Source organism: Acidobacteriota bacterium (assembly GCA_003696075.1).
Classification (GTDB): domain Bacteria; phylum Acidobacteriota; class Polarisedimenticolia; order J045; family J045; genus J045.
Genome location: RFHH01000038.1, coordinates 1 through 7038, shown reverse-complemented (window position 1 = coordinate 7038; position 7038 = coordinate 1). Strand labels below are relative to the sequence as shown.

Annotated in this window: 6 protein-coding genes; 2 read left to right on the top strand and 4 right to left on the bottom strand. The window is 74.0% G+C overall.

Features of this window, described 5'->3' with window-relative positions; genetic code table 11:
- Positions 1-9: 9 nt before the first annotated feature.
- The 3 genes from D6718_02310 to D6718_02300 form a co-directional block, all read right to left on the bottom strand.
- A complete protein-coding gene (locus tag D6718_02310) occupies positions 10-1020 on the bottom strand; it encodes a hypothetical protein (protein RMG48194.1) in 1011 nt (336 codons plus the stop codon).
- Positions 1021-1246: 226 nt separating this feature from the next.
- Complete coding sequence (locus D6718_02305) at positions 1247-2587, bottom strand: sigma-54-dependent Fis family transcriptional regulator (GenBank protein RMG48193.1); 1341 nt, start codon at positions 2585-2587, stop codon at positions 1247-1249.
- Complete coding sequence (locus D6718_02300; GenBank protein RMG48192.1) at positions 2572-4266, bottom strand: HAMP domain-containing protein; 1695 nt, start codon at positions 4264-4266, stop codon at positions 2572-2574. The genes D6718_02305 and D6718_02300 overlap by 16 nt, the downstream gene beginning before the upstream one ends.
- 80 nt (positions 4267-4346) lie before the next feature.
- Here D6718_02300 and nth point away from each other — a divergent pair, with 80 nt between their 5' ends.
- The gene (nth, locus tag D6718_02295) at positions 4347-5054 is read left to right on the top strand and encodes an endonuclease III (protein RMG48191.1); all 708 of its coding nucleotides are present in this window, start codon (positions 4347-4349) and stop codon (positions 5052-5054) included.
- Positions 5055-5095: 41 nt separating this feature from the next.
- Positions 5096-6157 carry a UDP-N-acetylglucosamine 2-epimerase (non-hydrolyzing) gene (locus D6718_02290; GenBank protein RMG48195.1) on the top strand — a complete coding sequence of 354 codons (1062 nt, stop codon included), beginning with the start codon at positions 5096-5098 and terminating at the stop codon, positions 6155-6157.
- Here the strand turns inward: D6718_02290 and thiE are convergent.
- A complete protein-coding gene (gene thiE / locus D6718_02285) occupies positions 6150-6839 on the bottom strand; it encodes a thiamine phosphate synthase (protein RMG48190.1) in 690 nt (229 codons plus the stop codon). The two genes, D6718_02290 and thiE, sit on opposite strands and share 8 nt — an antisense overlap.
- Positions 6840-7038 lie beyond the last annotated feature (199 nt).

Below are 7038 nucleotides of genomic sequence, written 5' to 3'. Positions count from 1 at the left end.
CCGCGGGCTTCACAGCCCTTCCCCGCGGGGATCGCCCGCTCCCGCCTCCGCGAGGTTGTCCTCCGGCGCGACCGTTGGCGCGGGGCGCTGCGGCGCTGCGGTCCGGGCGAGGCGTTCGAGACGCGCGGCAGTGGCGCGGTGTCGGTCGAGCCCCGAAAGCCGGGCGGCGCGCTCCGCGGCGTCGCGGGCTCCGGCCAATTCGCCCAGCCGCTCCCGAGCGAGGGCGAGGTTGTTCCAGGCGGGGGCCAGTTCGGGATCTCGTTCGACGGCCCGCTCGAGGACCCGGGCGGCTTCGGCCGCCCGGCCCGTCACGAGGAACAGGTAGCCGAGATTGTTCAGCGGCCAGGGATCCTCCGGGTCGAGACGCGCTGCGTCCTCGAAGGCCGACGCGGCCCCGTGGGCGTCCCCCTCGGCCAGGAGGACCCGGCCGAGGACGTTGTGCGCGGGAGCGAAGTCGGGGGCGGCCGCCAGCGCGCGCTCGGCGGCGTCGCGGGCTCCCGGCACGTCTCCCATGTCGAGCCTCACCCTGGCGAGATTCACCGCGGCGCGCGGCAGCGGCGGGGTCTCAGCGGCCACTGCCTCCAGAACCGCGGCGGCTTCCTCGAGTTCGCCTTGCTTCCACAGGGCCAGGCCGAGGAGATAGCGGTCCCAGCGGCTGGCCTTGCCGAGGCGGTCGGCCTGACGGAGCAGCCGGACCGCCGCCGCGACGTCGCCGTCCTCCCAGGCCCGGCGTCCCTCCCGCGCCGGATCGGAAGCGGTCGCGTCGGCCGTTTCGTCTCCCGGAGAAGTCGTGTCGGGCGTCTCCGCGGCCTCCGCCGGATCGCTCCGCTCGCTGGCGTTCCGTCCGGCGGGGATCGGCTCGGACCCGGCAGTGGGCGCTGCGGCGGCTGCCGGAATCGGGCGATCCAGGACGCCGTCGCCGGAGGCGGGCGTCCCGGTGTCGGGGCCCGTGCACCCGGCGATCAGCAGGATCGCCGCTTGAGCGACGAGGGTCGTGGGTCGATGGATGAGAATTCGCATCTGCGCCTCCTTTCGATCGCGCGCGGAATCGGTGGTCCGGCCGCGCGTGGCGCGATCGAACGGGGCACGAAGCGTGCCGGCGTTTCTCGCTCGGAAAATCGCCGCATCCGGGAGCCTGCGAACGGGTTGGAAAGATCGCGGCAGGGGAGCTGGCGGGCAGGGTGTGGCAACGGCGCCACCGCGTGTGGCCCGATGGCCACGGGCGCCGCCGCGGCCCGGGTTCCGATCAACGGGAGGGGCGGAGGCCCATCGCCCGCATCTTGCGGTACAGGCTGCTTCGCTCGATTTCCAGCTCGCGCGCCGCGGCCGCCACGTTTCCGCCGTGCCGCTCGAGCGCCCGCTGGATGAACCGCCGCTCGAACGCCGCGACGGCCTCGGCGAGGGGTCCGCGGTCGGGGTCCCCGAACGCCGCGGATCCGGAGAGGTGCGGCGCGAGAGCGTCCGCGTCCACACGCGGCCCGCGAACGAGGATCGCCACGCGCTCCATCACGTTCCGGAGTTGACGCACGTTTCCCGGCCAGTCCTCGCGGCGCAACCGCTCCAGCGCATCCGCGGTCAGCTCGGGAACTTCCCGCCGGCCGGTTTCGCGGCACGCGGCCCGAAGCAGGTGGCGCGCCAGTTCGGGAATGTCCTCTCGCCGGTGGCGCAAGGGCGGGACTTCGATCGTGACCACCTCGAGGCGGTAGTAGAGATCTTCCCGGAAGCGCCCCTCACGGACCATGCGGGCCAGGTCCCGGTTCGTCGAGGCGATCACCCGCGCGTCCACGCGGATCCCTCGCTCGGCGCCGAGCCGCTCGATCTCGCCCTCCTCGAGGGCGCGCAGCAGCTTCGGCTGGACGGCGAGCGGCATCTCTCCGATCTCGTCGAGCAGGAGCGTGCCGCCCGAGGCCCGCTCGAACCGGCCGCGCCGGCTGCCCACCGCACCCGTGAACGCTCCCCGCACATGGCCGAACAGCTCCGATTCGAACAGCTCGACCGGGACGGCGGCGCAGTTGAGGCGCACGAACGGTCCCGCAGCCCGGGGGGAGAGTTCGTGAAGGGCCCGCGCCACGAGCTCCTTTCCCGTTCCGTTTTCGCCGACGACGAGCACGCGGGCTCCGGTGGGGGCGATCTGCGCGATCGTCTCTCTCAGCCGGCGGATCGCTGCGCTCGAGCCGACGATCCGCTCGAGAGGGCCGCCGCCGCGCGCTTCCTCCTCCCGCCGGCGGGCCGCCTCCAGCGCGCGCTCGATCCGGAGCAGAAGCGTTTCCGCGGCCGGCGGCTTCTCCACGAAGTCCCATGCGCCCAGCTTCACCGCCCGCACGGCGTTGTCCAGCGACGCGTGGGCGGTGAGGACGATGACCGGGGGAGCTCCTTCCTCTTCGGCCAGCGCCTGCAACACCCCGAATCCGTCGAGGCGGGGCATCGACAGATCGAGAAGGACGACGTCGATCCCGCCCCGCCGGAGCCGGGAAACCGCCTCGACGCCGTCGGCCGCCTCCACCGGCTCGTGACCCTCCCCGCGGAGCGTCCGCGCGACGGTGGCCCTCAGGTTCGCCTCGTCGTCCGCGATCAGCACTCTCGCCATTCCGGGCCTCCGGATCCTTCCTCCGCCAGGGGCGGCCCGTGCGCCGGAAGGAGGATCGCGATGCGGGCACCGCCGAGCGATCCGGGCCCCGCCCGGACCAGACCTCCGTGCCCCCGAACGATCCAGCGAACGATCGCAAGTCCGAGGCCGGTGCCGTCACCGGCGCGGCCGGTCACGTAGGGGTCGAAGATCCGCCCGGCGATGTCGGGCGGCAGCCCCGGTCCATCGTCCTCCACCGCGACCTCCACGAGCGTTCCGGGAGTCCCGTCGACCGGCTCGCGCTCCAGCGGCCGGACCGTGAGGCGGATCCTGCCCGAACCCCCGCCCAGAGCCTCGACGGCGTTGCGCGCGACGTTGGCCACCGCCATCCCGAGCAGATCCGGGTCGCCTGCCACGGGTGGCAGGCTTCCGGCGACGGAGACCTCGAGGCGGATCGGACCGCCGGAGGGGATCTGCCCGGCGGCCGCGCCCTGCGCCACCGCTGCCACGTCCACCGGGCGCAGCCGCGGCTCCGGAAGCCGGGCGAACTCGGCGAACTCGCGCACGAGCCGCTCGAGCCGGCTCACTTCCTCGAGCACCGACGCGGCCTCCTCCTCGACGTGTTCCGGGAGTTTCGAGGGGTCACGCCGGCGCAGGCGCCTGAGGTTGTCCATGGCGAGGCGAATCGGGGTGAGGGGGTTGCGCACCTCGTGCGCGACCCGGCGCGCGATCTCCCGCCACGCCGCCATCCTCTCCGCCCGCATGCGGCGGAGCTGCTCGCGATCGAGCCGTGCGACGAGCCGGTCGACGGCGGCTGCGAGTTCACCGACCTCCCCGGGGCCGCCGGGGAGCGGGGAGCGGTCCGGGGCCCCGTCCGCGCGGCGGGTCACCTCGCGCGTCAGCCGGGCCAAGGGGCGGGACAAGGAGTAGCCCGCGAAGAGCCCGACCCCGGCGGCGGCGATGGCCGTGGCGACGGCGGCCCACCGCAAGCCCCGGACGAGACGTCGTGCCGGGGCGGCGCCGGCGTTCTCGAGGCCGATTTCGATGCCGACGGCCGGTCTTCCCTCGGCGCTCGGAAGGGTCAACAGCGCACGGTCCGGCGCCGTCGGGTGGCGGCCCGGAAGGACGCTCCCGACCACGACCGGCCCTCCCGCCGCTACCGCGAGCGCCCGCTCGAACTCCGCGGCCGGGAAGCGCCGAACCGCCGCGAGGCGGAGCGCCTGCGGCCGGCCGGGCGGGCACGGCTCGGCCAGTTCGAGGAGCACTCCCTCGGACGGAAGGAAGCTCCAGGACGGGTTCCGGCCCGCCGACGCCCCTCCGTACCGGCCCCAGGCGAGCAGCGGACGCCCTTCGGGGTCGAAGATCGCGCCGGCGTCGATTCCCGCCGCCCGAGCGGCGTCCCGCACTTCCGCGAGGGCGAGGCGGACCCTCCGGCCTGTTCGGGGCTCTCCGGCGGCTTCCAGGAGGCGGCCGACGGGGGCACCGGCGGCGCGACACCAGTCGGCGAGCCGTGCCGCCGTTTCACGTTCCCAGGCCGTCACGCGGTCCCGGACACCCTCCTGGGCCCGGAGCCGGGCCTCCCGCGCCAGACCCTTCCTGAGAAGCTCGACCTGGGGGCGCGCGGCCCACAGAAAGACGACCGGTGGCAGGCCACCCGCCAGCGCGAGCGCGAGCATCAGGCGAACGCGGTAGCCCAGCATGGTCGATCCAGTCTGCCACGGCACGAACACGGAGCGCCTTCGCGGAGCACCTCCGCGCGATCCGGGTTAGAGTCTCGCCGATGGTTGCCGCCCGAGAGAGCGCCGCCGAACGCCGCCGCCGGGCCCGCCGCCTGCTTGCCCGGCTCCGCGCCGCCTATCCCGATGCGGACTGCGAGCTGGGCCACCGCGATCCGTTCCAGCTCCTGGTGGCCACGATCCTCTCGGCTCAGACCACCGACCGGGCGGTGAACAAGGTCACGCCGGCCCTGTTTCGGCGGTTTCCCACGCCCCGCCGCCTGGCGTCGGCGCGGCCCGAAGAGATCGAGCCGCTGATCGCGTCGATCGGCCTGTTCCGGACGAAGGCGCGCGCGGTGGTGGGGACGGCGCGGGCCCTGGTGGAGCGTTTCGGGGGGAAAGTGCCCCGGGACCGGAAGGCGCTCGAGTCGCTGCCGGGAGTGGGGCGGAAGACGGCGAACGTCGTCCTCTCGACGGCTTTCGGCGAGCCGGCACTGGCCGTCGACACGCACGTCCAGCGCCTCGCGCGCCGGCTGGGCCTGAGCCGCGCCCGCGAGCCGAGGAAGATCGAAGAGGACCTCACGGCCCTGTTCCCCGCGGAGAGCTGGGGGTTCGCAAGCCACGCGCTCATCTGGCACGGCCGCAGGGTGTGCTCCGCCCGCGCACCCCGTTGCGGGAGCTGCGTGCTCGCCGACGACTGCCCCTCTGCAGGCGCGGCAGCCGAGGGCCGGGCGCGGCCGGTGCGGGCGCGGAGCGGGGGGAGGCGGTCGTGAGTCGACGCGTGCTTCTGGTCGCGGGTGCGCGCCCGAATTTCATGAAGATCGCGCCGGTGCACCGGGCCCTCGTCGCCGAGGGGATCGAGCCGGAAATCGTTCACACGGGCCAGCACTACGACCCCGAGATGAGCCGGCTCTTCTTCGAGCAGCTCGGCATTCCCGAACCCGACGTGAACCTCGAAGTCGGCTCCGGATCCCACGCGCAGCAGACCGCCCTCATCATGCAACGGTTCGAGCCGGTGCTTCTCGAGCGGAAGCCCGACCTCGTCGTCGTCGTGGGAGACGTCAACAGCACGGCCGCCTGCTCGCTCGTGGCGAAGAAGATGCCCGGGATCGGGGTGGCGCACGTGGAGGCAGGGCTGCGCTCGGGGGACCGCACGATGCCGGAGGAGATCAACCGCATCGTCACCGATTCGCTGTCCGATCTCCTGTTCGTCTCGGAACGGAGCGGGCTCGAGAACCTCGCCCGCGAGGGGGCGCCGCCGGACCGCGTCCACTTCGTCGGCAACGTGATGATCGATACACTGCGCAGCCACCTCGATGCGGCGCGCGCGACCGGGGCGGTGTCGCGCTTCGGCCTGGAGCCGCAGCGGTACGCATTGCTCACCCTGCATCGACCGGCCAACGTCGACCGGTTCGAGACCTTCTCGGCGATCATGGGAGCGGTGGCCGAGACGGCTCGCCGGCTCCCGGTGCTCTTCCCGGTTCACCCCCGAACGCGGCCGGCGCTCGACCGGTGGCTCGAGGGGCGCCGCGGAGACGCCGGGGACCTCCGGGTCGTCCCGCCGGTGGGCTACCTCGAGTTCCTCCACCTGATGTCGGAGGCCCGGATGGTCCTGACCGACTCGGGAGGGATTCAGGAGGAGACGACCGCGCTCGCAATCCCGTGCCTCACGCTCCGGGACAACACCGAGCGGCCGGCGACCGTCACGGAGGGAACGAACCGCCTGGTCGGCCGGGATCCGTCCCGGATCCTCGCCGCCGTGGACGAGCTTCTTGCCGGGAAGGCGAAGGCGGGGACGGTTCCCGAAAAGTGGGACGGGCGCGCCGCGGAGCGGATCGCCCGGGTCATCGCCGCCTGGGACGGTGCGCTCAGGTGAGCCCGGGAGGAGAACCCTCCCCCGCTGCACCGCGCCTGGCGGTCTCCAGCGTTCGCACGAGTCGGGCGGCGGCGTCTCCGGGGTCCTCCGCGAGCAGCACCGCCGCGCTGACGGCCACGCCCGCCACCCCCCGCTCGACGAGCGCGGGCACTTCGCGCGCCGTGATGCCGCCGACAGCGATCAGCGGTATCGGACGCGGAGGTCCCGCGGCCGCTCGGGCGAGGGCGGCGTACGCCGGACCGTCGAGCCGCGGCCCGGTGTCGGGCTTGGTCCTGCTCGGTGCGGCCGGACCGGCGCCCACGTAGTCGGCGCCCGCGGCCTTGGCCCGGGCAATCCTCTCGGGCGTGGCGGCGGTGCAGCCGAGGACGAACGGCGGTGGCGCCAGCCGCCGGGCCGCCTCCCACGGAAGATCGTCCGCCCCGAGGTGCACCCCGTCCGCACCCGCCGCGAGCGCGACGTCCAGCCGGTCGTTCACCAGGACGATCGCTGCGTGACGGCGCGCGAGTTCGAGCAGTTCACGCACGCGCCGGACCTTCTCGCGATCGGGAGCTTCCTTGTCGCGGAACTGGACGATCCGAATGCCGGCCGCGAGGCACGCCTCGACGTGCGCGCACAACCGGTCCCACCCGCCCGGAACGGAGCGGGTCACGAGGTGGACGGTGTCGAGGGCAGGGCGTTTCATGAGGGCAGGCGAGGGACGGTACCCATGTAACCCGGGGACGGCCCCCCGGCAACCGGGGTGCTTCCTTCGCGGTGCGTTTTCGGCGCCGGGTCTTCGTCGGCACGGTTCCTGACCGAACCGCCGCGGCGGTGGGGTTCCCGGCCGCGGGAGCGGGCGTCTTGGCGGTGGGCGCGGCAGGGGGAGTCGGGGCGAAGGGGGG

What these genes read in the sequence shown, in the direction of transcription:
- D6718_02310 (RMG48194.1), bottom strand. Translation starts at nt 1,020, where the DNA reads ATGCGAATTCTCATCCATCGACCCACGACCCTCGTCGCTCAAGCGGCG.
- D6718_02305 (RMG48193.1), bottom strand. Translation starts at nt 2,587, where the DNA reads ATGGCGAGAGTGCTGATCGCGGACGACGAGGCGAACCTGAGGGCCACC.
- D6718_02300 (RMG48192.1), bottom strand. Translation starts at nt 4,266, where the DNA reads ATGCTGGGCTACCGCGTTCGCCTGATGCTCGCGCTCGCGCTGGCGGGT.
- nth (RMG48191.1), top strand. Translation starts at nt 4,347, where the DNA reads ATGGTTGCCGCCCGAGAGAGCGCCGCCGAACGCCGCCGCCGGGCCCGC.
- D6718_02290 (RMG48195.1), top strand. Translation starts at nt 5,096, where the DNA reads ATGAAGATCGCGCCGGTGCACCGGGCCCTCGTCGCCGAGGGGATCGAG.
- thiE (RMG48190.1), bottom strand. Translation starts at nt 6,839, where the DNA reads ATGAAACGCCCTGCCCTCGACACCGTCCACCTCGTGACCCGCTCCGTT.